Origin of the sequence: Micromonospora terminaliae, assembly GCF_009671205.1 — a bacterium.
In the GTDB taxonomy this organism is placed as follows: Bacteria; Actinomycetota; Actinomycetes; order Mycobacteriales; family Micromonosporaceae; genus Micromonospora; species Micromonospora terminaliae.
Genome location: NZ_CP045309.1, coordinates 1,601,565 through 1,627,114, shown reverse-complemented (window position 1 = coordinate 1,627,114; position 25,550 = coordinate 1,601,565). Strand labels below are relative to the sequence as shown.

Genomic DNA, 25,550 nt, shown 5'->3' with positions numbered 1-25,550 from the left:
CGACCTCGAAGGACCCCGCATGAGCAGAACCCCCTTCACCCCGCGCCGCCTCGCGGCGTACGCGGCGAGCCTGCTGCTCGCCGTCACCGTGCCGGCCGCCCTCGACCCGCCCACCGCCGGCGCGGCGGCCGACCCCGTGACGGTGACCGTGAACGCGCGCGCCGGGCTGGCCACCGTTCCGGGCACCGCGCTCGGCGTCAACCACGCCATCTGGGACGCGAAACTCGGCAGCACCGAGACCTCGGACCTGCTCAAGGCGGCCGGCGTGAAGATGCTGCGCTACCCGGGCGGCTCGTACGCCGACATCTACCACTGGCGCACCCACACCGCGCCCGGCGGGTACGTCGCACCGGACACCGACTTCGACACCTTCATGGCGGCGGCCCGGCGGGTCGGCGCCGAGCCGATGATCATCGCCAACTACGGCACCGGCACACCGGCCGAGGCCGCCGACTGGGTGCGGTACGCCAACGTCACCAAGGACTACGACGCGCGGTGGTGGACGGTCGGCAACGAGAACTACGGCAACGGCCACTACGGCTCGGCCTGGGAGGCCGACGACCACGCCGACAAGAGCGCCACCCAGTACGCCCGGCTGGTCGTCGAGTACGCCGACGCCATGAAGGCGGTCGACCCGGACATCAAGGTCGGCGCGGTGCTGACCATGCCGGGGAACTGGCCGGACGGGCTGACCGCGGCCGCCGACCCCGGTCCCTGGAACCAGACCGTGCTCTCCCTCGCCGGTCCGAAGATCGACTTCGTCGACGTGCACTGGTACCCGGGCGGCACCGCCGCCGAGTCCCTGGTCCGGACCGCCCACCTCCCCGACGCCGCCTGGCTCCTGCGCCAACAGATCAGCCGCTACGCCGGCCCGGACGCGGGCCGGATCGGGATCAGCTTCACCGAGTTGAACGTCGGCGCCGGCCAGAACACCCAGCCCGGGGCGCTCTTCCTGGCCGACGCGTACAGCGGGCTGCTGGAGCAGGGCGTCTTCACGGTGCAGTGGTGGAACACGCACAACGGGATCGGCACGGTCTCGCAGGTCGCCGGGCAGACCGACTACGGCGACTTCGGGCTGCTCTCCAGCGGCGGGTGCACGGCCGACGGGTCGGTCTGCGAGCCGCCGTTCAACACGCCTTTCGCGCCGTACCACGCGCTGTCCCTGATGAACCTCTTCGTCGTGGCGGGTGACCAGCTCGTCCGGGCCGGCACCGACGAGCCGCTGGTCGCCGCGCACGCGGCCCGGCGGCCCGACGGCAGCCTGGCGGTCCTGCTGCTGAACAAGGACCCGGACGCCGCCCACCCGGTGACGATCGACTACGCCGGGTTCACCCCGGCGGACGAGGCGCCCACGGTGCACACGCTCACCAACGGGGCGGGCGGCGTGGCCACCGGCCGGTCCGGCGGCGCGACCAGCCGGACGCTGCCGCCGTACTCGCTGACCACGCTCGTGCTGCGCCCGGCCGGCGCGGACGGTGCCCGCCCGGGTGCGCCGGGGCGGCCCACCGCCGCCGCGGTGACCGACCGGACGGCGACCCTCTCCTGGCCGCCGGCCGCGCCCGGCGGCGCGCCGATCGCCAAGTACGAGGTGTACCGGCAGCACGGGGCGGTCAGCGAGCAGTTCGGCGAGACGGCCGGCACCTCGCTCACGGTGGGCAACCTCGCCCCGGGCACCCGGTACACGGTCAACGTGCTCGTCCGGGACACCGCGGGCCGGGTCTCCTGGTCCTCCCCGCCGCTCACCTTCGCCACCGGCAGCCCGGCCGCCAGCGCGTGCGCGGTCCGCTTCCACCCGGACACCGACTGGGGCAACGGCTACGTCGCGACCGTCGACATCGTGAACACCGGCCCGAGCCCGCTCGACGGCTGGACGCTCACCTGGACCTGGCCGACGCCGTGGCAGCAGGTGAGCAGCGGCTGGAGCGCCAACTGGTCGCAGGTGGGCACGGAGGTCCGGGTGACCAGCGCCGCAGACAACCGCCGGCTCGCCGCCGGTGGCGGCAGCACCAGCGCCGGCTTCGTCGGCGCGTACAGCGGGCCGAACGTGCCGCCCGGGGCGTTCCGGCTCAACGGCGCCGTGTGCACGGTGACCGGCTGAGTCGGGAGCGGGTCAGCCCCGGCGGGGTGGCCTGAGCCGGCCGTCGGCCGCCGACGGGGTCCGCGGGCTCCGGCGGCGGCCGGCATCGCCCGGCCGACGCGGGGGCGGGACCACGTGCGGGCGCAGGCGCGCGGCCGACACCGGCGGGTCCGGTGGCCGGCGCGGCACACCCGGGCGGGGCAGCACCGCCACGATCAACCCGAGCAGCACCACCGCGACCAGCCCGTCGAGCCAGTAGTGGTTGCCGGTGCCGACCACCACGAACAGGGTGAGCACGGGGTGGGCCAGCCAGAGCCACCGCCACCGACCGGCGGTGACCGCGACCAGCGCGACGGCGACGGCCAGCGCCCAGCCGACGTGCAGGGAGGGCATCGCCGCGTACTGGTTGCTCAGGGTGTCGGCCTCGGGTGGGCCGTAGACGGCGGGGCCGTAGCGGCTGCCGCTGTCCACGAGGCCGGTGAGCGCGGTCATCCGGGGCGGGGCGAGCGGGACGAGGACGTGCAGGGCCAGCGCCCCCGCGGTGAGCGCGGCCAGGGCCCGCCGCAGCCAGCGGTAGTGCACGGGATGGCGGAGGTAGAGCCAGATGAGGCAGAGCGCCGTGGCCGGGAAGTGCACGTACGCGTAGTAGCAGTTGGCCAGCCGGACCGGCAGCTCGTGGACGAGCAGGGGCGCCTGCACGGCGGCCTCGTCCGGCAGGTGGAGCAGGCGCTCCAGCCACCAGATCCGTTCGCCGTTCGCCCGCGCGGTGGCGGACCGCCCGGCGACCGCCACCCGGCCCGCCTTGTACGCGAGGAAGAGCACGGCTACGAGGGACAGCTCACGGACCGCCCGGCGCACCGCGCCGGGCGGCCGCGCGTCGGCGGTCACCGGCGGTGGCGCGGGCTGCGTGATGTCCACAGCGCCTCGATTCGTTCAGGGCCGGCGTGCGCCGGCCCGGGTGGGCACGGGCCAGGGCCGCCGCCGGGATCGGCGACGGCCCTGGGACGACGGTGCGTCAGCGGCGGGCGCGTTCGCCCGGCCCCGTGACGTCGACGGCCACCTCGTCGAAGGCGGGCGCCCCGTCGACCGCGTCGGCCGCGACGGCGACCGAGCGGGCGGTGTCGGGCAGGTCCAGGCTGGACCGCAGGGTGACCGGCTTGAGGAGCAGCGCGGCCAGGATCCCGACGACGGCGATGGCGGCCGAGATCAGGAAGATGTGCCCGGTCGCGTCACCGTACGCGGCCCGCACAATGTTCTGTACCGGGGCGGGCAGGGCGGCGAGGTTGAGCGTGCTGTTCCCGCCGCTGGCCGAGGCGGGGACCCCGAGCGCCGCCAGGTCGTGGGTGATCCGGTCGGTGACCTGGCGGGCCAGGACCGCGCCGAGCACCGACACGCCGATGGTGCCGCCGAGCGAGCGGAAGAACGCCACGCTCGAGCTGGCCGCCCCGATGTCCTTGAGCGCCACCGTGTTCTGCACCGCGAGCACCAGGTTCTGCATGGTCATGCCGACGCCCACGCCGACGATGAACATGGCCGCGCCGACCAGGACCAGCGAGGTCTCGTGGTCGATGGTGCCGAGCAGGGCGAAGCCGGCGACCAGGATGATCGACCCGGCGACGATGTACGGCTTGATCTTCCCGGAGGACGTGATCAGCCGACCGGCGACGATCGAGGAGAGCAGCACGCCGGCCATCATGGGGATGGTGAGCAGGCCGGCCTCGGTCGGGCTGTAGCCGCGGCCGATCTGGAAGTACTGGCCGAGGAAGACCGCGCCGCCGAACATCGCCATGCCGACCGCGAGGCTGCCGAGGATGGCCAGCGCCGTGGTGCGCTCGCGGACGATCTCCAGCGGCACGACCGGCTCGGCGGCCCGCGACTCCACCAGGACGGCCAGGGCGAGCAGCAGCACCGAGCCCCCGACCATCGCGCCGGTCTGCCAGGACAGCCAGGCGAACGAGTCGTCGACGAACGAGATCCAGATCAGCAGCAGGCTCACGCCGGCGGCGATCAGCGTGGCGCCCAGGTAGTCGATCTTCACGTTGTCCCGCCGCACGGTGGGCAGGTGCAGGGTGGCCTGGAGCAGGAGCAGTGCGACGGCCGCGACCGGCACGCCGACGAAGAAGCACCAGCGCCAGCCGAGCCAGGAGGTGTCCACGATGAGGCCGCCCAGCAGCGGGCCGCCGACCGTGGCGAGGGCCATCACGCCGCCGAGGTAGCCGTTGTAGCGACCGCGCTCCCGCGGCGGGATCATCGCGGCGATGGCCACCTGGACCAGGGCCTGCAGGCCGCCGACGCCGATGCCCTGGAAGGCGCGGGCGGCGATGAGCTGGCCGGCGGAGTGGGCGAAGCCGGCCGCGACCGAGCCGGCCAGGAAGACCACGATGGCGACCTGGATGAGCAGCTTCTTGTTGAACAGGTCGGCGAGCTTGCCCCAGATCGGGGTGGTCGCCGTGGCGGTGAGCAGGGTGGCCGTGACCACCCAGGTGTACTGCGTCTGCGAGCCGTTGAGGGCTCCGATGATCTTCGGCAGGGCGGTCGAGACGACCGTACTGCTCAGCATGGCCACGAAGAGCACCAGCAACAGGCCGCTGAGGGCTTCCAGCGTCTTCCGCCGGCTCATGGGCGCGGCGTCCGCCGTCGCGGTGGGTGCGCTCATCGCGCGTCCTCCAGGTTGTCGTGTCGGGTGAGGGCGACCTCGAGGTCGCGGGTGAGGCGGCCGAGCGCGGCGGACAGGGCCGCCACCTCGCCGGGGGTCCAGTCGGTGAGCGCCCGGGAGAGCACCCCGCCGTACCAGTCGTAGGCCTCGGTCAGAGCGGCCCGACCGGCCGGGGTGAGCGTCAGGTGGCTGGCGCGCCGGTCCTCCGGGTCGGCGCGCCGGTCGACCAGGCCGTCGGCCACCAGGGCCGCGACCGCCCGGCTGACCGTCGACGGGTCGAGCCGGCTCCGCTCCGCCAGGTCCCGGGCGTGGCAGCCGGTGGTGCCGTCCCGGTCGATGTGCCGGAGCAGGCCCACCAGGCCCGGCGGCACGGCCGGCCGGTCGTCGGCGCGCCGCTGCTTGAGCAGCCGCACGCCGGTCAGCAGATCCTGCAGCCGGGCGACGAGTTCTCCGCTCGTGGCGTCCACTCTTCCCCTCCCCTGCCTTGGTTGCCCCAAGCAATCATTCGCGAATCTTGCGCAGCAGGCAAGTTTGCTCATTGAGAAACGGATCACGTACGCTGGGGAGCCATGGAAGAGGCCACCGGGCTGCGGGAGCGCAAGAAGGCGGCGACCCGCCTCGCCCTGCACGAGGCGGCCCTGCGGCTCGCCGCCGAGCAGGGGCCGGACCGGGTCACCGTCGAGGCGATCGCCGACGCCGCCAACGTGTCCCGGCGCACGTTCTCCAACTACTTCTCCAGCAAGGAGGAGGCGCTCTTCCACGGCGACACCATGCGGCTGCGCCGACTGCTCGACCTCATCGCCGAGCAGCCCGCCGGCCTGACACCCTGGGCGGCGCTGAGCCGGGCCGCGCTGCGGCAGGCCGACGAGATGTACGACGAGACCACCGAGTCCTGGCTCAACCGGCGCCGCCGGCTGCACGGCAACCCGGGCCTCGTGGCGCACCAGGTGGCCGCCTACACGGCGATCGAACGCGAGCTCGCCGGGGAGATCGCCGGCCGGCTCACCGGCCCCGACGTGGCGCTGCGCGCCCGGATCCTGGCCGCGACCCTCCTGGCCACCCTCCGGGTCGCCGTCCAGCAGTGGATCGAACAACCGGACCAGCCGCTGACCGACACGCTGCGCGCCGCGCTCGCCCACGCCGCCCCGGCCGCCGGCTGACTGTCACAGGGCGCGGCTAACGTCCTCGGCGTGGTGACCGTCGACGACGTCCGCGCCCTGGCCCGCACGCTGCCCCGCACCAGCGAGCACCTCATCCACGACCGGATCAAGTTCCGGGTCGGCGCCATCGTCTACGTCGCGTTCAGCCGCGACGAGCAGACCATGGGCTTCGGGTACCCGAAGGAGCAGCGCGACGGGCTGATCGCCGCCGAGCCGGCGCTGTTCTTCCTCCCCCGCCCCTCCGACCTGCGGTTCAACTGGGTCTGCTGCCACCTGGAGCGGCTCGACCACGACCAGATGACCGAGCTGGTGTGCGAGGCCTGGCGGATGGTGGTGCCGAAGTTCCTGGCCCGCCAGCGGCTCGGCGCCTGAGCCCCCACGACCGGGCCGGGCACGGACGGGACGGCGGTCGATTCAAGCCCGCCGCCCGGCCCGGCGCTGACAGACTCGGGCGATGGGCCGCGACGGGTGGGGCAAGGGGCTGGGTCCCGCCATGCGGATCGCCCCCGCCGCCCGGGTGGACAAGTTCGAGATCTTCTTCGACCTCGTCTTCGTGGTGTCCTTCTTCATCATCACCCGGGCCACCGCCGCGAACGTGACCCCCCGGGAACTGCTGCACGCCATGCTGGTCCTCGCCGTGCTGTGGTGGTGCTGGGTCGTCCACAGCGCCGTCGCCACCCGGCTCCGGCTGGGCGAGGGCTTCGTACCGGTGCTCGTGGTCATCGGCATGATCGCGTTGTTCACCTTCGCGCTGGCCCTGCCGCAGACCTTCGGCGACCTCCAGCAGGGCAGCGCCGGGCCGATGCTGGTCACCATCAGCTACGTGGTGATCCGCACCGTGCACCTCTCGCTGTACGAGTACGCCACCCGCGGCGACCCGGCGGGCCGGCGCAAGGTCTGGCTGCTCGTCCCCGAGGTCCTGATCACCACCTGCCTGCTGCTCGTCGCGGCGCTGGTCCCGCAGCGGGTGGCCGACCCCGATCTCGGGCTCTGGCTGCGCGACGGGCTCTGGATCGCCGTGGTGGTCATCCAGTACGCCAGCGGTTTCCTGGGCGGCACCGAGGGATGGCAGCTCACCTCCGCGGAACACTGGACCGAGCGCTACGACCTCATCCTGATCATCGCGCTGGGCGAGTCGGTCATCTCGGTCGGCGTCGGCGGCAACCTGATCGGCAAGCCGGTGACCTGGCCGGCCATCCCGGCGGCGATCTTCGGCATCCTGTTCACGGCCGCTCTCTGGTGGGTGCACTTCGACATGATCGGCCCCGCCGCCCGGATCGCCCTGCACGCCTCCGAGGGCCGACCGCGCGTGGCGATGGCCCGGGACGCGTACGCCTTCCTCTACCTGCCGATGATCGCCGGCGTGATCCTGTTCGCGATCGGCGCCGAGGAGCTGGTGCGGACGATCACCGATCCGGCGGGCGGGGTGGCGGAGCGCGCTCACGGACCGGCCGTGCCGCTGCTCTTCGCCGGGGTGATGATCTACCTGGCCGCCGACATGGCGTTCCAGCTGCGCACCCTGCGGACCGTGTCGTGGAGCCGGGTCGGCACACTGGCCGTGCTCGCCGCCGGGCTGCCGGTCGCCCGGCACCTTCCCGCGCTGGCCGCGCTCGGGTTGCTCACCGCGATCTGCGTCGCGCTCGTCGCGTACGAGCTGGTGACGATGGCGGACGCCCGCACCGCGCTGCGCCGGACGGTCTACGAGGAGAAGGCCAGCCACGAGGCGGGTGAGGCGGCCTTCCGGGCCCGCTGGCACGAGGGCGGCCCGGGCTCGCCCGCGGGCTGACCGGCCCCGCTCGCCAGGGTCGGGCGCGACCCTTAGAGTCTCCGCGTGATCGAGATCGCCACCGAGGTCGACCTGTCCCACCCGCCCGCACGGATCTGGCGGGCGCTGACGGAACAGGCGCTGCTCGCCAAGTGGTTCGCCGGCAGCGAGTCGGTGGGAGACCGGACGCTGCTGCGGACCGCCGGACTGCCCGGGTACGACGCCGACACCGAGGTGGAGGTGGTCGAGCTGCGCGCGCCGGAACGGCTGGTGCTGCGCTGCCGGGAGGCGGACCGGAGCACCCGCCTGGCCTGCGATCTGACCCCCACCGGCCACGGTTCGCGGCTGTCGGTGCGGGAGGTGCTGGAGGAGGGCGACTGGGACGCCGACCGGCGTGCCGAGCAGCACGAGCGGGCCGTGACCGGACGGCTTCCGGCGATTCTCGACTGGCTCGCGTTCCAGGAGGTGGACCTGCGCCGCGCCGAGGGCGGGCTGACCGCGGAGCTGCCGGTGATCCCGCTCGCCCCGCCGCGCCGGACGGGCCGTCGACGGGCGCTGCTGCTGGCCGGCGTGCTGGCGGTGCTCGGCGTGGCCGCCGGAGCGACGGTGTGGGCCACCCGGTCCACGGCCCCGGCGCCGGCCGCACAGCCGTCGGCGCGGACACCGTCGGCGCCGGAGTCGACGCCCGCCACGAACAGCGCCTCGCCGCGCGCCACGCCGTCGCGGCCCTCGCCGTCGGCCACCCGCCGCAGCGCCTCGCCATCCCCCACGGCGTCCGCCTCCCCCACCCGTACGCCCAGTGCCCGCCCGTCGTCGGCCACGCCTCTCGCGGCGAGCTACGAGACGGTCTCGGACCGGGTCTTCGGTTACCGGGCCCAGGTGGTGGTGAGCAACCCCGGCCCGGCGGCACGGCCGGACTGGACGGTGACCGTGACGTTGGGCGACGACGCCACCGTCGGCAGCGTCAACGGCGCCGAGGCCACGCAGGACGGGCCAGTCGTCACCTTCACCGGGGCGGCGGTGCCGGCCGGCGGGTCGGCCACCATCCGGTTCGATGTGCGGGATCCCGACCTGACGGCCACGAAGCCGGAGGGCTGCGCGGTGGACGGGGCGGCCTGCTCGGGTCTGTGAGCGGCGCGGGCCGGGTCAGCAGAACCAGCCGTCCTGCACCCAGCCACGCCGGTTGACGTGCCCGTAGGCGAAGCCGTAGACGTAGCCGCCGCTACGCGGCCCCTCGACCAGGAAGGTCTGGCCACGGTAGAGGGTGCCCATCCACGCGCCGTTGGGATCGGTCCGGACGAAGAGGTCGGTGGCGCAGACGGTCTCCCGCTGCCCGATGGTGCCGTTGGCGGCGTGCGCGGCCGTGGGCAGGGCGGTCACCGCGAGCGCGGCGGCCAGGCCGGCGGCGGCGAGGCGGGCCGGGTTCACCATGAGTCGTAGCCTCCGATGCACTCCAGGCGCAGGTAGCCCCAGTCGTTGGGGCCGAAGTCGAAGGACGCCGCCCAGCCGTTGTAGACCGGGTGCACCCCGGGGGTGTGCCCGATCTTGTTGCCGTAGGTGAGGGTGCGCTTGAGCCCGTACGGGCCGCGAGCCGAGTCGTAGTTGTCGTAGAAGCTCGCGGTCTGGCACACCACGACGGCGTGCCGCGGGACGACCGGTTCGGCTCGCGCCGCCGTCACCGCCCCGGGCGTCAGGCAGGCGCCGGCGACCGCCGCGGCGATCAGCCGTGTCGTTCGACGCATGGGTTCCTCCCTTCCTCGGTGGCTCACCCTAACCCCGGCTAGTGATGTTCATCTATAGAATCGGCGCCGCCGGGAGGAGTGACCCTCCCGGCGGCGCCGCTGACCCGCGGGTCAGTTCCGGATGATGGTGAAGGTGCTGGTCGTGTTCCGGATGTCCTGGTAGTTGTCGCTTAGCCGGAGGTTGGTGAAGGTGGCGGAGCCCACCGCCGGGCCCTGCCCTGGCTCGGGCATCTCGTTGACCCAGATGCCGAAGCCGGACTTGGCGTCGAACGCGTCACCGCTGCGCCGCGCCCCCGAGATGGAGACGTTGGTGAGGACCGTGTCGGTGACCGGGTTCTCCGGCTGCGTCCCGTTGTACTTGGTCTGGAACATGATCCCGGAGTACGTCGGGTCCACGATGTCCACGTCGGAGATCCGGATGCCGCGGAACTCCTTGGAGGCGGAGAAGAGCCACAGGGCGGGGAACGTCTGCTGACCCCAGAAGTGCCCGCCCGCACGGATCAGCGAGACGTTCTGGAACTGGGTGGGCGGGCTGGCCCCGAACCCGACGAACGGGTAGCCGAAGTCCAGTGAGCTGATGGTGATGCCCGAGTAGGTCAGCATGTCGGCGATGTAGAGGTTGCGGAAGATGTTGTCGTAGCCGCCGTACACCGCCACGCCGGCCGCCCGCCACGTCAGCGTGGCGGTCAGGTTCTCGAACACGTTGCCGTGGTTGCCGCCCGCGCCACCCTGGTCGGTCGCGGAGAACAGCGCGAAGGCGTCGTCGCCGTTGGAGCGGCCCTCCGAGTTGGTGACCAGGTTGTTCGTGCTCGCGTTGGTCATGTTGACCGCGTCGGCGAAGGTGTCGCGGAACCGGCTGTCCCGGATGGTCAGCCCGCTGACACTCACCCCCCAGTACGCGCACACGGTGTGCTCGACCCAGACGCTGTCCAGCGTCATGTTGTCGACGTCCTTCAGTTCACCCCACACCTTGCCCGGACCGTCGATCCGGTTGGTGTAGTTGCCGAAGAACGCGAGGTGGGCGAAGGTCGACCCGCTCGCCGAGGACTCCACCCGGAAACCGGCGTCGGTGTTCTGCTGGTTGGTGGGCGTCTGGAAGCGGGTGTACCACATGCCCGCGCCGACCACCTGGACCGGCTTGCCGTACACCTGGAACTTCTGGGCCGTGTCGTAGGTGCCGGCCGGCAGGTAGACGCCGATCAGGGTGCCCGTGGTGTCCATCCGGACGGCGTCCAGGGCGTTCTGCACGTCGGCGTGGCTGAAGCCGTTCGGCACCTTGTAGCGGGCCGGGTCCGGGTTGGCCCGCGGCGACACCAGCTCGGTGTTGACGAAGTCGATGGCGTACGTGGTGCTGTTGGCCGGGTCCTTCTGGAGCCGGATGGTGGCACCCGCCGGGACGGTCGAGTTCAGCATCACGTTGGCCTCGTCGTAGAGGTGGCGGGGCGCGCCGGCGCCCGGCGAGTCGCTCGGACCCGCCTCGGCCCCGTAGAGCCAGATGTGCTTCGAGGTCAGGCTGATCGGCTTGTGCAGCACCCCGTTGACGTAGATGTTCAACGTCGAGTCGATCCCGCCGCCGCCCGGGGAGTCCGGGATGGAGAAGCGGGTGACCAGGGTGTTGGTGGCCGCCCGGGTGGTCCACTCGACGTACGCGCCGGTGGTGTTCAGGGTGACCGCGCGGCGGCCGGACGCCTCGCCGGCCAGGTCGCCGATGGTCCGGTTCGGCCCGAGCACCTGCGCCCCGCCGCCGACCCGGCCGTCCTCGGCCTCGTACGTGTCGTAGGGGACGTTCGCGCCGCGGCCGACGAAGAGCGCCCGGTCACTCGTGTTGTTCTGCTGCTTGACCGGCAGCTCGTTGGTGTCGGCGGCGAGCACGACCCGCGCGGTGTACCGCCCGTTCGCCGCCGTCCAGCTACCCAGGTTGACCGCCGGGCTGGTCGCCCCGGCCGCCAGGGTGCCACTGTACGAGCCGGTGAGGGTGCGCACCACCGCGCCGCTGTCGCTGAGCACGGTGAGGGTGATGCCGTGCGCCCCGCCGGCCGAGGCGACCGTGCCCTGGTTGCGGATCGACACCGAGAAGGTGACCGTGGCCCCGGCGCTCGGCGTGCCGGGTGACCAGCTCACCGCCCCGGCGACCAGGTCGGAGCTGGGCACCGCGCTGACCGTCAGGGAGGCGGTCCGGCTGTTGTTCGACTCGTTCTGCTCGATGACCGTGTTCGCCTCGTCGGCCGTGGCGGTCACCTCGTAGGTGCCGGCGTTGCGGGCGCCGATGTTCACCGAAACAGTCGCCGACGCCCCGGCCGCGAGCGCGCCGACGGCCGCGGTGCCGACCTTCGTCGTACCCAGGGAGAAGGTGACCGCGGACGCGGCGGCCGGCGCGGTACCGGCGTTGCGGACGGTGGCGGACAGCGTGACCGGGTCGGTCTCCACCGGCGCGGACGGCGCCGCGGACAGGGCGGTGACGGTGAGGTCCGGGTTCGGCGCCGGGGTGCCGATCACCTGGAACTCCGCGACCTGGCCGTTGGACGAGCCCGAGTTCGCGGTGAACTGGAGCCGGACGTCGGCGGCCGTGGCGCTGACCGGGATGGTCACCGTGTTGCTGCCGGCCGGGCTGAACGAGTACGTCGCCGAGCCGACCACGGAGGTGAAGCCGGCGGCGGACTGTTCCCGGCCGAGGACCTGGAAGGTCTGCGTGCGCGGCCCCCAGACCGGGTCCGGGTTGAGCTTCACCACGATCGCGCTGATGCTGGCGTTGGCGCCGAGCGCGACGGTCAGCGTGCTCGGGTACGCCCCCGGCGCCCCCTCCCAGTAGGTCGTCACGTCGTTGTCGTTGGCGTTGACCGCGTTGAAGATGTGCACCACCGAGGAGGCGGTGATCGGCTTGCCGGCGGCCAGGTTGGTGCCGCCGGGCGTGCTGCCGGTGCGGGTGACCGTGTTGGAGGTGGCCGAGACGTTCCCGGCCGCGTCGCGGGCCCGGACGTAGTAGGAGACCGTGGCGCTGTCCGGCTGGCTGTCGGTGTACGTGAGGGTCGAGCCGCCGACGCTGCCGCGCAGCGCGTTGTTGGCGTAGACGTCGTATCCGCTGACCCCGACGTTGTCGGTGGACGCCGTCCAGGTCAGCCGGATCTGCCCGGCCGCCGGCTGGGTGTACGCGAGGTTGCCCGGCGCGGTCGGCGCCGTGGTGTCCCCGGTGTTGCCGGTGCGGGTGACGGTGTTGCTGTTGCCCGACTGGTTGCCGGCGGCGTCGCGGGCCCGGACGTAGTAGGAGACCGTGGCGCCGGCCGGCTGGCTGTCGGTGTACGTCAGCGTCGACCCGCTGACGCTGGTACGCAGCGTGCCGTCGGCGTAGACGTCGTAGCCGGTGACCCCGACGTTGTCGGTCGACGCCGTCCAGGTGAGCCGCACCTGGTCGGCGGCGGGCTCGGTGAGGGCCAGGTTGCCGGGCGCGCTCGGCGGCTGGGTGTCGCCGGTGGCCGGGCCGTAGACCTCCAGCTCGGCGAGCTGCCCGGCGGGCCAGCCGGTGTTGGCGGTGAACAGCAGCCGCACGTAGCGGGTGGTGGCGGTGCCGAAGGTGACGGTGACCGTGTTGCCGCTGCCCGGATTGAACGCGTACCCGGCCGAGCCGGCGAGGGTGCCGAAGGCGGACCCGTCGGTGCTGCTCTGCACGGTCAGCGTCTGGGTGCGCGCCGGCCAGCCGGCGGGGAGCTTGAGCACCACCTTGTCGACCGCCACGGCGGCGCCGAGGTCGACCCGGAGCCACTGCGGGAACGCGTTGTTGGCGCTCTCCCAGTAGGTCGCCGGGTTGCCGTCGTTGGCGTTGCCCGCGCCGTAGACGTCGGAGTGGCTGCTCTCCGCCATGGTCCGGCCCAGGGCCAGGTTGGTGGAGGAGCTCGCCGACCCGTACACCTCCAGCTCGGCGAGCTGAGCGGCGGCCCAGCCGGTGTTCGCGGTGACGGCGATCCGCACGTGGCGGGTGCTGGTGGCCGGGAAGCTCAGCGTGACCGTGTTGCCGTTGGCCGGGCTGAACGTGCGCCCGGCCGAGGCGAGCAGCGTGGTGAAGGTGCCGCCGTCCGTGCTGCCCTGCACCGACAGGGTCTCGGTGCGGGACTCCCAGCCGGCGGGGAGCTTCAGCACGACCTGGTCGACCGACTGGGCGGAGCCGAGGTCGACCTGCGCCCACTGGGGAAACGTGCCGGCGCTCTCCCAGTAGCTGCCGGCGTTGCCGTCGGTGAGGTTGCCGGCCGCGTACGGGCCGTTGACGCTGCTGGCCGTGGCGGTGCGGCCGAGCGCGAGGTTGGGACCGCCGGCCGCGGCCGCCGGGGACGGGGGCGGGGCCGTGACGGCCAGCGCGACCGCGGCGAGCGCCGCGACCAGCCGGGTACGGAATGTGGACATGGTGGAGGGACACCTTCTTCCCGGGACGTGGAGAGGTGGGTGTGGTGGGGGGTGGACGGGGTCCCCGCCGCGCCGCGGGGACCCCGGGGCGGGTCAGGTGGCGTACACCTCGAACTCGCCGAGCTGGCCCGCCGGCCAGCCGGTGTTGCCGGTGAAGGTCAGCCGCAGGTGCCGGCGCCCGGCGGACGGGAACGTGATGGTGGCGGTGTTACCGGTGGCCGGGTCGAAGGTGTAGCCGGCCGAGGCCTTCACCGTGCTCCAGGTCGACCCGTCGGTCGACCCGAGCACCGACAGGGTCTGGGCGCGGGTCTGCCACGCCGGCGACGGCGGCAGCTTCAGCACGATCCGCGCCACCGGGTACGTCGCGCCGAGGTCCACGGTGAGCGACTGCGGGAAGGCGTTGTTGGCGCTCTCCCAGTAGGTGCCGGCGTTGCCGTCGACGGTGTTGGCGGCGCCGTACACGTCGGCGTGGCTGGTCTCGGTGACCGGCCGCCCGGCGGCCAGGTTGCCGCTCGGCGCCGGCGGGGTGGTGGTCGGGGGCGGCGTGGTGGTCGGCGGCGGGGTGGTGCCCGTGCCGCCGTACACCTCGAACTCGGCGGCCTGCCCGGCCGGCCAGCCGGTGTTGCCGGTGACGCTGAGCCGCAGGTGCCGCCGCTCCCCCGCGGCCAGCGGGATCGTGACGGTGTTGCCGGTGGCGGGATCGAAGGTGTAGCCGGCGGACGCCTTCAGCGTGGTCCAGGTCGACCCGTCGGTGGAGCCGAGCACGGACAGGGTCTGCGTCCGCCGCTCCCAGCCGGGCGGCAGCTTGACCACGACCCGGTCGACGGTGCGCGCCGCGCCGAGGTCCACGCTCAGCGTCTGCGGGAAGGCGTTGTTGGCGCTCTCCCAGTAGGTGCCGGCGTTGCCGTCCACCGCGTTCGCCGCCGCGTACGTCTGGGTGCTGCTGGACGCGGTGGCCGGCCGGCCGAGCGCGAGGTTGCCGCCCGGCGGCGGCGGGGTGGTCGGGGTGGGCGTCGGGGTGGGGCTGGGCGTCGGGCTGGTCGGGGTCGGCGTGGGCGGCGTGGACGGGCCGTTGCCCCACTGCGGCTCGGGCCACGGCCCGCAGTACGGATTCGCCGAGTACCAGCCGGAGTTGCCGGCGCCCTGGGTGATCTGGAAGCCGCTGCCGACGCAGTTGTACATGGGGTTGGCCTGGGCGATGCCGGTGGCCCGGACGTTCGTGAAGCTGACCTGGCTGGGCGCCTGCACCTGCAGCGCGAAGGTCCCCGCGCCGTCGATGCGCACGTTGTTCAGGCTGATCCCGCTGGTCTGCCCCTCGATCCAGTGCAGGGCCGCGTAGGAGCTGTCCAGGATGTCGGTGTCGGTGACGGCGATGGTGGCGCCCTGGATCGGCTCGTTCAGGGCCGAGAACCAGAGCGCGCCGACCCCGAAGCGCCAGTTGTAGTCGGAGTTGCCGTTGCGGATCAGGGTGTTGCGGGCGACGGTGATCGTGCCGGCGACGGCGGTCGGGCCGTTGACGCCGGGATAGCGGTTGGCCACGTGGATGCCGCCGCCGTTGGTGACCGAGTCGGCGGTCACGTTGTCGGTGATCCGGATGTCCCGGCCGCCGTAGGTGACCAGGTTGTTGGCCAGGATCGTCACGCCGACGGTGTTGAAGGTGAAGGAGTTGCCGACGTTCGGCACGTTCTGCGCCCACATGGCGAGGCCGTCGTCGCCGGTGTTGCGGACGAAGGTGTTGGTCACCGTGGAGTTGGTGACGCCCCAGTGGAAGTTCACCCCGTCGGCGGTCTGGTCGAGGATGCGGCTGTTGCGGATCGTGAAGTTGTCCATGGGGCCGTCCATCCAGGCGCCGACCTTGGTGTGCTGCAGCCAGAGGTTGTCGACCACCGAGTTCGACATGGCGCCGCCGAGGGCGTTGACCTGGTCCTCGTCGACCCGTTCGCGGATGTCGCCGATGATGGCGAAGTCCCGCAGGGACACGTTGCGGCTGGGCCCGCCGGCCTCGTGCGGGCGGATCTCGCCGCCGTAGCCGCCGCCGGCCACGTACTTGCCGTAGATGCCGGCGGCCCGTTTCCGGTCGGTGGGGTGCCTGCCGCCGAGCACCGAGTACCAGGGCCCGGCGCCGCGCAGGGTCACCCCGTCGACCACCACGTGGTCCCAGAGCGTGAAGGTGCCGGCGGGGATCCAGACCGTCTTCCCCTGGGCCCGGCCGGCGTCGACCGCGGCCTGGAACCTCGCCGTCGAGTCGGTGGCGCCGCTCGGGTCGGCGCCGAAGTCGGTGACCACGTCCAGCACGCCGGCGGGCTTGGCGATCTGGCCTCCGACCAGCTCGAAGTCGGCCAGGTCGATGGTGAACGTGGGCGACTGCGCGGTCGAGGAGACCTGGAGGCGGATCTTCGTGCCGGCCGCGTACGTCGTACCGAACAGGGTGCGCGTCTCGTCGTAGAAGTGGTGCGGGTTGGTGTCGCCGGGGTTGTTGTTGAACGGGTAGCCGCCGTAGTACCAGCCGTACCGGGAGGTGACCGGGACGGATTTGACGAGGGTGCCCCCGGCGCGCAGGTCGATGGTGGCGTCCCGGCCGGTGCCGGCGGCGTTGTCCGGCAGGCTGTAGCGGAAGGTGACCGCGTTGGCCGGGGCCGTGAGGGTGAACTCGACGTACTCGCCGACGGCGTCGAGGGTGACCGCCTCCCGGCCGGACGCCTCGGACGGCAGGGTGCCGTAGCGCCGGTCGGGGCCGATCCGGGTGCCGGTATGGACGGCGTTCTCCGCCTCGTGCTCGACGAATCCGACGGTGGCGCCGCGACCGGCGATGTCGAACGGGGACAGCCCGGCGGCCCGGGCCGGGGTGGCGGTGGTGGTGAGCGCCACGACGGTGACGGAGGTGGCGGCCAGCGCGGCGCCCGCGAGGGCGGCCAGCCCCGCGCGGAGCCGGCTGCGGCGGGGGTGGTGCGGGGTGGTGTGCTCGGCCATGAGGGGTGCGCTCCCTTTCGTCGGATGGCCAGGTCCCCCGTGCGGTGCGGTGGTTCCTCCCCTCCTTCCTCCTCGGGTGGCGCGGCGGGCGGCGCCGGCGGCCGGGCCGCCGGCGCCGGGACGGGTCAGCCGGTGCGCAGCCAGACCGCGGTGTCCGGCGGTAGCCGGTCGTCGTCGAGCGGTCCGCTGGCCAGCAGCAGCTGCTCGTGCGGGGGCAGCGGCACGGTGGCGGCGGACAGGTTGACCAGGCACGTGAAGCCGGGCTCCCGGGCGAACGCGAGCACCCGCTCGGGGGCGGGCAGCCAGGTGAGCGCGCCGTCGCCGAGCGCGGCCTCGGACCGGCGGATCGCGATGGCGGCCCGGTAGAGCTCCAGCATCGAGTGCGGGTCGCCGGTCTGGGCGCGGACGGTCCGGTCCTTCCAGTCGGCCGGCTGCGGCAGCCAGGGCCCGGCCGCGGCGCCGTCGGGGCTGAACCCGAACGGCGGGGCGTCACCGGCCCAGGGCAGCGGCACCCGGCAGCCGTCCCGGCCGGGGTCGACCCGGCCGGAGCGTTCCCACATGGGGTCCTGACGCAGCTCGAACGGGATGTCCTCGACCTCCCAGAGGCCCAGCTCCTCCCCCTGGTAGACGTACGCGGCGCCGGGCAGCGCCAGGGACAGCAGCGCGGCCGCCCGGGCCCGGCGGGTGCCCAGTTCCAGGTCGGTGGGGATGCCCTCGCGCTTCGCCGCGAAGCTGAACCGGGTGTCCGCGCGGCCGTAGCGGGTGACGTGCCGGGTGACGTCGTGGTTGGACAGCACCCAGGTGGCCGGGGCGCCGACCGGCGCGTGCGCGTGGAGCGTGCCGTCGATGCTCTCGCGCAGTGCCGACGCGTCCCAGGCACAGCCCAGGAAGTCGAAGTTGAAGGCCGCGTGCAGCTCGTCCGGGCGCAGGTAGTTGGCGAACCGCTGCCGGTCCGGCAGCCACACCTCGCCGATGAGGGCCCGGTCGCCCGGGTAGGAGTCGGCGACCCGCCGCCAGCTCCGGTAGATGTCGTGCACCCCGTCGAGGTCCCGGAAGGGGTGCGGCCGGTCGGGCCGGGTCTCGGGCAGCGTGCCGTCCTTCACCAGCAGCCCGGCCGAGTCGATCCGGATGCCGTCCACCCCGCGGTCGAACCAGAACCGCAGGACGTCCTCGAACTCGGCGCGCACAAGCGGGTGGTCCCAGTTGAAGTCCGGCTGCTCGGGGGCGAACAGGTGCAGGTACCAGTCGCCGGGGGTGCCGTCCGGGTTGACGGTCCGGGTCCAGGTGGGGCCGCCGAACTCGCCGACCCAGTCGGTGGGCCGCTCGTCGCCGTCCGGGCCGCGACCCGGGCGGAACCAGAACAGCTCCCGCTCGGGTGCGTCCGGCCCGCCGGCGAGGGCCGCCTGGAACCAGGGGTGCGCGTCGGAGCAGTGGTTGGGCACGATGTCGACGATGATCCGGATGCCCAGCTCGTGCGCCTCGGCGATCAGCGCCTCGGCCTCCGCGAGGGTGCCGAAGACCGGGTCGATGTCGCGGTAGTCGGCCACGTCGTAGCCGGCGTCGGCCATCGGGGAGGGATACCAGGGGCTGAACCAGATCGCGTCGACGCCCAGGTCGGACAGGTAGCGGAGCCGGGACCGGATGCCGGCGAGGTCGCCGATGCCGTCGCCGCCACCGTCGGCGAAGCTGCGCGGGTAGACCTGGTAGATAACCGCTCCACGCCACCACGGACCACTGTCTGCTGTGGACACGAGCACCTGCTTTCTGCGTCGGTACGTCGGCGGAGTCCGCCGGACCTGGATGTGTCGGGCGAACGGTCGTCGGTCGCCACGGGAGGTTTCGCCGGTGTTCTCCGGCGGGGTCAGCCCTTGAGGCTGCCGGTGGTCAGGCCGGACATGATGTTGCGCTGGAAGATCAGGAAGACGACGACCGTCGGGATGGCGGCGATCAGCGAGGCGGCGATCACCACGTTCATGGGGGTGCCACCGGCGAAGGCGTAGATGCCGACGCTGACCGTCCGGGTCTCCGGCGACGGCATGACGAGCTTCGGCCAGAGGAAGTCCTTCCAGACCGCCGTCACCGCGAAGATCGAGACCACGCCGAGGATGGGGCGCGACATCGGCAGGATGATCGACCAGAGCGTGCGCAGCGGGGTGGCCCCGTCCACGAAGGCCGCTGCCATCAGGTCCTCGGGGATCGAGTCGAAGAACCGTTTCAGCAGGAAGATGTTGAAGGCGTTCGCGACCAGGGGCAGCCAGATGGCGAACGGCGAGTCGAGCAGGTTGAGGTGCAGGATCGGCAGGTCGATCACCGTCACGTACTGCGGCACGATGAGGACCATCGCCGGGATCATCAGCGTTGCCAGCATCAGGCCGAGGATCGCGTTGCCGAAGACCGGCCGGAGCTTCGACAGCGAGTACGCCGCCGCCGTGTCCAGGACGAGCTGGAACAGCACCGCTCCGGTCGCGTAGTAGAACGTGTTGAACAGCAGCTTGGCGAGGTCCAGGTTGTGCCACGCGTCGGCGTAGTTCTGCGGCTGCGGATCCTTCGGGAACAGCGACGGCGGGGTCTGCGCGATCTCCTGACCGGACTTGAGCGCGCCCGTGACCATCCAGTAGAGCGGCCCGATGAAGACGAGCGTGAAGCCCACCACGACGACGACGAGCAGCGTCCAGTAGATGATCCGGCCGCGCCCGCGTTCGAGCTGGGCCTGGGAGATGAGGGTCCGGGTCCCGGAGTCTCGTGCCATTCCTCGTCCGTCCTAGTCCTGTTTCGCGGTGAGCCGCACGTAGACGGCGGAGAAGCCGGCCAGCACGACGAGCATGATCACGCCGAGCGCCGCGGCGCCGTTGAGGTCGTTCTGGAAGAACCCGTGCTGGTAGATGAGGTACGCGACCGACGTCGCCGAGTCCCCGGTGCCCGCGCCGTTGGCGAGGATCAGCGGCTCGATGAAGAGCTGCATGGTGGCGACGATCTGGAGCATCGCGAGGAGCGCGAGGATCAGCCGGGTCTGCGGGATGGTCACGTGCCGGATCCGGCGCCAGATCCCGGCGCCGTCGAGTTCGGCGGCCTCGTAGAGCTCGCCGGGGATGTTCTGCAGCGCCGCCAGGTAGATGAGCACCGCGCTGCCCATGTTCATCCAGGTGGACGCGAGCACCATGGCCGGCATGGTCATCCCGGGCGACTGCATCCACTCCGAGGTCGGCAGGTGCAGCGCCGCCAGGATGGCGTTGAACAGCCCCGCCTCGCTGGGGTCGTAGGCGTAGAACTTGAAGAGGAACAGCGCCGAGGCCGGCGGCAGCATCACCGGCAGGTAGACCAGGATCCGCAGGTAGCCCTTGGCGTGGCGGAACTCGTTGAGCAGGATCGCCACGAAGAACGGCACCGCGTACCCGAGGACGAGCGCCAGGACCGTGAAGTAGAAGGTGTTCTTCCAGGCGGTCCAGAAGCTGGGGTCGTCGATGATGCGGGCGTAGTTGTCCCAGCCCACCCAGGTGGTCTCGCCCCGGCGGGTGCGCTGGAAGCTCATCACGACGCCGCGGACCATCGGGTACCAGGAGAAGACCGCGAAGCAGACGACCGCGCCGATCAGGAACGTGTGCCCGGTGAGGTTGTCCCGTACCTTGCGGCCGAGGCCCGCCCGGCGGCGTGCCGAGGGGTACGGATCGCGGCGGCCCGGTGGTCTGGTGGTACCCGGGACGGTGGTGATCGCCAAGGCGTCTCCTGCGGAAGTGGGGTGACCGGACGTGCGGGGCGGGGCGTGGGGGCCGGTGCGCCGGCCCCCACGCCGGTCGGCTCAGCTGCCGGCGGCCAGCAGCTGGTTGACCTTGTCCTCCGCCGTCTTGAGCAGCGCGTCGATGTTCGCGTTCGGGTTGGTCAGGACCCCGGACATCGCCGCGTCGAGCACCGCGTAGATCGCCTGCGCGTTGCGGGGCTCCCCCTTGATCGGGACCGGGTTCGCCTCGAAGATCGCGAAGTTGGCCGTGTCGACATTCGCGTTCGCCTTACGCAGGTCGAATTCCTGCTTCTGCGCGTCGCTGCCGTTCTTGAACAGCAACGGCTGCGGCAGGCCCACCGGGTAGTTCTGCGGCTTGGCCCGGACGTAGTCGAACTGGCCCTTGCCCGGGGTCAGCTTCTGGTACGCGATCCACTTCAGACCGGCCTTGACCTGCTCCGGGCTGAGGCCCTTCTTGAAGAAGTAGCCCTCGCCGCCGCCGAGCGTCGCCTTCGCCGGACCGTCCTGGCCCGGCAGCGGGCTCATCGCCCAGTCCTGGAACTTGCCCTGGAACTGGCTGACGATCGCCTGGGTGGCGTCCGGAGCGCCGATGAACATGCCGACCTTGCCGGCGCCGGCGTTGGTCAGCAGGTCGCCCCACTGGAGCAACTGGCGGCTGCCCATGCTGTTGTCGCCGTACCGCATGTCCTTGAGGTTCTGCAGGACCTGCTTGCCCATGGCGTTGTTGAAGTCGGCCTTCTTGCCGTCCTCGGTCAGCACCTGGCCGCCCTGCGAGTAGAGCAGGGAGGTGAAGTGCCAGCCGCCGGTGTTGCCGGCGCTGTACTCCGAGTAGCCCGCGATGCCGCCACCCAGCGCCGAGATCTTCTTGGCCGCCTCACGGACCTCCGCCCACGTCTTGGGCGGGTTGTTCACGTCGAGGCCCGCCCGCTGGAACAGGACCTTGTTGTAGACAAGGCCCATCGAGTAGTTCTTCACCGGGACGGCGTAGAGCTTGCCGCCGTCGGTGAAGACCTCCTTCAGCGCCGGGTCGACGCTGTCCCAGGTCGGGACCGTGTCCTTGTTGGCGTACTCCGTGATGTCCATGGCCTGACCGGAGTCGAGCACCTGCTGGAGATCGGTCATGTATCCGTAGAAGACGTCGGTCACGGTGCCGCCGGCGAGGCGGGCCGTGAAGTCCGGCGGGTTGTTGCACTGCTCGCCGACGCTGACGCTCTTGATGACGATGTTCGGGTTCTGCCGCTGGAACTCGGCGACGTCGTCATTCCAGTTCTTCAGCAGCTCTTTCTGGGCGCCGACCGGCTGGCAGTCGACGGTGATGGTGACCTTGCCGCTGGCGTCCTTGCCGGCGTCGTCGCTCTTGGTGGAGCACGCCGCGAGGCTGAGCCCCAGGCCGGCCGCGAGCGCTATCGCCGCAGCCTTCCGGTACTGCGGTACGGACATCTGTCCATCCCTTCGGGGAACGGGTGTATCCATGGCCTTCGCTTGATCTGCCGTGATCGCCACCGCTCGGCCGCAGCCGGCGTGTGAGTGGGGTCACTGTAGCGAGGCCGACTCATTGCGGCAAGGTTTCGATCGTGATGTGAAAGGACACGACTTTGTGACGACAGATGTTGACAGCCCCGCAGCGCCGAAGCTCCGGTGGCAACGACAAAACGGCCGCCGACCGCGGGTAGCGGTCGACGGCCGGAGGGTCCGTCGAGGTCAGATGGTCAGCGGCGGGGGGCGGGTGCGGTGGATCCGCGGACCACGAGTTCGGGCTCGAACAGCAGCTCGTCGCGCAGCACGCCGGCACCCTCGATCTGGGTGACCAGCAGATCCACCGCGGCCTGCCCCATCGTCTCGATCGGCTGCCGCACGGTCGTCAGCGGCGGATCGGTGCAGGTCATGAACGCGGAGTCGTCGAAGCCGACCACGGACACGTCGGCCGGCACCGTGCAGCCGAGCCGCCGCGCCGCCCGGATGGTGCCCAGGGCCAGCACGTCGCTGGCGCAGATGATGCCGGTGACACCCCGCTCGACCAGCTTGGTCGCCGCGACCCGCGCCCCCTCCATCGAGAAGCTGGAGCGCTCCACGTACGTGGTGTCGTCGGCCCAGCCCGCGGCCTGGATCATCGCGGCCAGCTTGCGCCGGGACGGGACGTGCCCCTCCGGGCCGAGCACCATGCCGATCCGCTCGTGCCCGAGCGAGCGCAGGTGCCCGTACGCCTGCTCGACCGCCACCGCGTCGTCGGTGGAGACCCGGGGGAATCCGAGCTCGTCGACGCCGGCGTTGACCAGCACCACGGGCAGGCCCCGGTCGGTCAGCCGGCGGTAGTGCTCGTGCGTGGCGTCGGCCAGGGCGTACGAACCGCCCGCGAAGATCACGCCGGAGACCTGGTGGTCGAGGAGCATCTCGACGTAGTCGGACTCGGAGACCCCGCCGATCGTGCGGGCGCAGAGCGCCGGGGTGAAGCCCCGCTGCGCGAGGGAGCCGGTCACCACCTCGGCGAGCGCCGGGAAGATCGGGTTCTGCAGTTCCGGCAGGACCAGGCCGACCAGCCGGGCCCGCTCACCGCGCAGCTTGGTCGGGCGCTCGTAACCGAGCACGTCGAGCGCGGTCAGCACCGCCGTCCGGGTCGCCTCGGACACGCCCCCGCGCCCGTTGAGCACCCGGCTCACGGTGGCCTCGCTGACGCCCGCCTTGCGGGCCACCTCCGTCAAGCGTTTCGTCACGGCGGCAATCGTACGTCTAATTCTTGCAAGAAATGAACAAGGGTCGGCGCCTCCGTTGCCTGGTCCGGGCTGGCGTGCGGCCCCGACGGGCGGGCGATGGGCGGTGAACCACCTCGCAAGATTTTGGCAAAGAGGCGCTTGAATATCGACAAAGCCCGGGAATAACATGGGGCACCTTTCGGCGGGCGCGCCCCTGCGCCGACGCCACCACCGTCTCCCCCGTCCCCGGTGAAAGTGGGTAGTCCGATGCAGTGGAGCGTGGAAGGCGCGGCGGGCCGTCGCCCGGCCGTGCCGATCGCCAGGATCCTCGGGGCGGTGACCGCCGCCCTCGCACTGGCCGTACCGTCCGGCAGCGCCGCCCTGGCCGCCGGCCCCGCCGGCCCAGCCCCCGTGGTCACCCGGGCCGGGCTCGACCCGGCGCTGGTCTCCGAAAGCGGCGCCACCGTGGACTTCGTCGAGCAGGAGGCCGAGAACGCCCCGACCACCGGCACGGTGATCGGCCCGGACCGCGCCGCCTACACCCTCGCCGGCGAGGCGTCCGGGCGGCGGGCCGTGCGCCTCTCCCCCGGCCAGTACGTCGAGTTCACCCTCCCGAGGGCCACCAACGCGCTCACCGTCCGGTACAGCATCCCCGACGCGCCGGGCGGCGGCGGGATCACCGCGCCGCTGCGCGTCACCGTCGGGCACGGCCCGGCCCGCACCATGACGCTCACCTCCCAGTACGCCTGGCTCTACAACCAGTACCCGTTCACCAACGACCCCGGCGCCGACCTGCTCCACCCGGACTGGTGGATCACCGAGTGCTCCTGCGTGCCGGCGGCCACCACGCCCGCGCCCACCATCACCAAGCCGTTCCGGCCGCACCACTTCTACGACGAGCAGCGCCTGCTGCTGGGCCGCACCCACCGGGCCGGCGAGGTGGTCCGGCTGACCGCGCCGACGGGCACGGCCGCCGCGTGGACGGTCATCGACCTGCTCGACGCGCACCTCGTCGCCCCGCCCCACGTACTGCCCCACGCCGTGAACGTGCTGGCCTTCGGCGCCGACCCGACCGGTCGCCGGGAGTCCTCCGCCGCGTTCGACCGGGCCGTCGCGTACGCCCGCCGGGTGGACCGCACGCTCTACCTGCCGCCCGGCACCTACCAGGTGAACCGGCACATCATCGTGGACGACGTGACGATCGCGGGCGCCGGCAGCTGGTACACCGTCGTGAAGGGCCGCGAGGTCGCCCTCGGCACCCCGGCCCCCGACGGCTCGGTGCACACCGGCGTCGGCTTCTACGGCCGCGACGCCGCCGACGGCGGCAGCAGCAACGTCCACCTCTCCGGCTTCGCCGTCGAGGGCGACGTGCGCGAACGCATCGACACCGATCAGGTCAACGGCATCGGCGGGGCGCTCAACCACTCCACCGTCGACGGCCTCTACCTGCACCACACGAAGGTCGGCCTGTGGTTCGACGGCCCGATGACCGACCTGCGGGTCACCGGCACCGTCATCGCCGACCAGATCGCCGACGGCCTCAACTTCCACACCGGCGTCACGCACTCGTCCATCTCGAACAGCTTCATCCGCAACACCGGCGACGACGCCCTGGCCATGTGGTCGGAGCGGACCGGCAACGCACACAACACGTTCGACCACAACACCGTGCAGTCCCCGGTCCTCGCCAACGGCATCGCCCTCTACGGCGGCTCCGACCTCACCGTCTCGCACAACCTCGTCGCCGACCCCGTCCGCGAGGGCAGCGCCATCCAGATCGGCTCCCGGTTCGGCGCCGAGCCGTTCGGCGGCCAGGTCCAGATCACCGGCAACACCACGGTCCGCGCCGGCACGTACGACCTGAACTGGAACATCGGCCTCGGCGCCATCTGGTTCTACGCGCTGGACCGCAGCATCGACGCCGACATCCAGGTGGTCGGCGACCGCTACCTGGACAACACCTACAACGCGATCATGCTGGTCAGCGACTGGCCCGTGAAGGACGCCGTGTCCATCGGCAATGTCCACTTCCGGGACATCCGCGTCGACGGCACCGGCACCTCGGTGGTGAGCGCCCGCACCGCCGGCTCCGCCACCTTCGCCAATGTGGACGCGCGCAACGTCGGGGCGGTCGGCGTGAACAACTGCGGGTCGTTCCACTTCACCCCGGCGGGGTCGGAGTTCAGCCTCACCGACCTCGGAGGCAACGACGGCGGCTGGCTCGCGCCCTGGCTCCTGCCGAACACCATCACCTGCGACGACCGCCCACCCGTGACGCCTCCGCCGCCTCCCACCCCGTGGTGAGGTGAGCCCTGCGACAACGGCCCGGCGAGCACCCTGCCCGCCGGGCCGGACTCCGCCG

General features: G+C 72.2%; 18 protein-coding genes. 6 read left to right on the top strand and 12 right to left on the bottom strand.

Features of this window, described 5'->3' with window-relative positions:
* Positions 1-19: 19 nt before the first annotated feature.
* Positions 20-2,098, top strand: coding sequence for a cellulose binding domain-containing protein (locus tag GCE86_RS07355; protein ID WP_154226235.1), 2,079 nt, complete (start codon positions 20-22; stop codon positions 2,096-2,098).
* 12 nt (positions 2,099-2,110) lie between these two features.
* On the opposite strand, the gene GCE86_RS07350 is transcribed toward GCE86_RS07355, so the two are convergent.
* The 3 genes from GCE86_RS07350 to GCE86_RS07340 all read right to left on the bottom strand — a co-directional run bounded on the left by GCE86_RS07350 (position 2,111) and on the right by GCE86_RS07340 (position 5,200).
* Positions 2,111-2,995: a phosphatase PAP2 family protein gene (locus GCE86_RS07350; RefSeq protein ID WP_244317218.1), complete on the bottom strand. Its 885-nt coding sequence runs from the start codon at positions 2,993-2,995 to the stop codon at positions 2,111-2,113.
* 97 nt (positions 2,996-3,092) lie between these two features.
* Positions 3,093-4,733: an MDR family MFS transporter gene (locus GCE86_RS07345; protein WP_154226234.1), complete on the bottom strand. Its 1,641-nt coding sequence runs from the start codon at positions 4,731-4,733 to the stop codon at positions 3,093-3,095.
* Entirely contained in the window at positions 4,730-5,200 is a 471-nt protein-coding gene (locus GCE86_RS07340) for a MarR family winged helix-turn-helix transcriptional regulator (protein ID WP_244317217.1), read from the bottom strand. The genes GCE86_RS07345 and GCE86_RS07340 overlap by 4 nt, the downstream gene beginning before the upstream one ends.
* Positions 5,201-5,302: 102 nt before the next feature.
* Between GCE86_RS07340 and GCE86_RS07335 the strand changes: the two genes are divergently transcribed.
* The 4 genes from GCE86_RS07335 to GCE86_RS07320 all read left to right on the top strand — a co-directional run bounded on the left by GCE86_RS07335 (position 5,303) and on the right by GCE86_RS07320 (position 8,789).
* Positions 5,303-5,893, top strand: coding sequence for a TetR/AcrR family transcriptional regulator (locus tag GCE86_RS07335; RefSeq protein WP_154226232.1), 591 nt, complete (start codon positions 5,303-5,305; stop codon positions 5,891-5,893).
* Positions 5,894-5,923: 30 nt separating this feature from the next.
* Positions 5,924-6,265: an MmcQ/YjbR family DNA-binding protein gene (locus GCE86_RS07330; RefSeq protein ID WP_154226231.1), complete on the top strand. Its 342-nt coding sequence runs from the start codon at positions 5,924-5,926 to the stop codon at positions 6,263-6,265.
* Between the two features lie 82 nt (positions 6,266-6,347).
* Positions 6,348-7,679, top strand: a complete 1,332-nt coding sequence (locus tag GCE86_RS07325) for a low temperature requirement protein A (protein WP_154226230.1) — start codon at positions 6,348-6,350, stop codon at positions 7,677-7,679.
* A 45-nt stretch (positions 7,680-7,724) separates the two neighbouring features.
* Positions 7,725-8,789, top strand: coding sequence for an SRPBCC domain-containing protein (locus GCE86_RS07320; protein WP_154226229.1), 1,065 nt, complete (start codon positions 7,725-7,727; stop codon positions 8,787-8,789).
* A gap of 15 nt (positions 8,790-8,804) precedes the next feature.
* Here GCE86_RS07320 and GCE86_RS07315 read toward each other — a convergent pair whose 3' ends face one another.
* The 9 genes from GCE86_RS07315 to GCE86_RS07275 all read right to left on the bottom strand — a co-directional run bounded on the left by GCE86_RS07315 (position 8,805) and on the right by GCE86_RS07275 (position 23,209).
* Entirely contained in the window at positions 8,805-9,089 is a 285-nt protein-coding gene (locus GCE86_RS07315; protein ID WP_154226228.1) for a hypothetical protein, read from the bottom strand.
* Positions 9,083-9,400: a hypothetical protein gene (locus tag GCE86_RS07310; protein ID WP_204342776.1), complete on the bottom strand. Its 318-nt coding sequence runs from the start codon at positions 9,398-9,400 to the stop codon at positions 9,083-9,085. The genes GCE86_RS07315 and GCE86_RS07310 overlap by 7 nt, the downstream gene beginning before the upstream one ends.
* 111 nt (positions 9,401-9,511) lie before the next feature.
* Positions 9,512-13,792, bottom strand: coding sequence for a galactose-binding domain-containing protein (locus GCE86_RS07305; RefSeq protein WP_154226227.1), 4,281 nt, complete (start codon positions 13,790-13,792; stop codon positions 9,512-9,514).
* Positions 13,793-13,885: 93 nt separating this feature from the next.
* The gene (locus GCE86_RS07300) at positions 13,886-16,762 is read right to left on the bottom strand and encodes a galactose-binding domain-containing protein (RefSeq protein WP_154226226.1); all 2,877 of its coding nucleotides are present in this window, start codon (positions 16,760-16,762) and stop codon (positions 13,886-13,888) included.
* A 125-nt stretch (positions 16,763-16,887) separates the two neighbouring features.
* Positions 16,888-18,513 (bottom strand): glycoside hydrolase family 13 protein, encoded by a 1,626-nt coding sequence (locus GCE86_RS07295; RefSeq protein ID WP_154226225.1) that lies wholly within the window; start codon positions 18,511-18,513, stop codon positions 16,888-16,890.
* Between the two features lie 110 nt (positions 18,514-18,623).
* Positions 18,624-19,511 (bottom strand): carbohydrate ABC transporter permease, encoded by an 888-nt coding sequence (locus tag GCE86_RS07290; RefSeq protein ID WP_154226224.1) that lies wholly within the window; start codon positions 19,509-19,511, stop codon positions 18,624-18,626.
* Positions 19,512-19,523: 12 nt separating this feature from the next.
* Complete coding sequence (locus GCE86_RS07285) at positions 19,524-20,477, bottom strand: carbohydrate ABC transporter permease (RefSeq protein WP_154226223.1); 954 nt, start codon at positions 20,475-20,477, stop codon at positions 19,524-19,526.
* An 81-nt stretch (positions 20,478-20,558) separates the two neighbouring features.
* The gene (locus GCE86_RS07280) at positions 20,559-21,938 is read right to left on the bottom strand and encodes an ABC transporter substrate-binding protein (RefSeq protein ID WP_154226222.1); all 1,380 of its coding nucleotides are present in this window, start codon (positions 21,936-21,938) and stop codon (positions 20,559-20,561) included.
* A 269-nt stretch (positions 21,939-22,207) separates the two neighbouring features.
* Positions 22,208-23,209 carry a LacI family DNA-binding transcriptional regulator gene (locus GCE86_RS07275; RefSeq protein WP_154226221.1) on the bottom strand — a complete coding sequence of 334 codons (1,002 nt, stop codon included), beginning with the start codon at positions 23,207-23,209 and terminating at the stop codon, positions 22,208-22,210.
* A 246-nt stretch (positions 23,210-23,455) separates the two neighbouring features.
* On the opposite strand from GCE86_RS07275, the gene GCE86_RS07270 reads away from it, so the two are divergent.
* Positions 23,456-25,492 carry a glycosyl hydrolase family 28-related protein gene (locus GCE86_RS07270; RefSeq protein ID WP_154226220.1) on the top strand — a complete coding sequence of 679 codons (2,037 nt, stop codon included), beginning with the start codon at positions 23,456-23,458 and terminating at the stop codon, positions 25,490-25,492.
* The last annotated feature ends 58 nt before the right edge of the window (positions 25,493-25,550 follow it).